At 65.2% G+C, this 247-nt stretch carries 1 pseudogene; it reads left to right on the forward strand.

The annotated features are described in order from the left end of the window. Positions 1-247 (forward strand): annotated as a pseudogene (locus tag SB753_RS40110) (lytic transglycosylase domain-containing protein); the annotation flags it as partial.

Raw genomic sequence — 247 nt, forward strand, 5'->3', positions numbered from 1 at the left:
GCGCATCCGCGTGCGTTCTCCAACGTGAAAGAGCTCGACGATCCCGCCATCAACGTGCGCATCGGCTCGTCGATTCTGCGCGGCTATCTGGATGCTGCCGGCGGCGATATCGATGCCGCGCTGTGGCGCTATAGCGGCGGCGGGAAAGGGTATGCGCGCCGTGTGGCGGTGCATATGCGGCGGTTCAGTGCGGTGTTGAGCAGCAACGCGCAGCCGGTCGTGAAGGTATCCGCGGACACGCTACCCT

Origin of the sequence: Paraburkholderia sp. SIMBA_053, assembly GCF_046534895.1 — a bacterium.
GTDB lineage: Bacteria > Pseudomonadota > Gammaproteobacteria > Burkholderiales > Burkholderiaceae > Paraburkholderia > Paraburkholderia caledonica.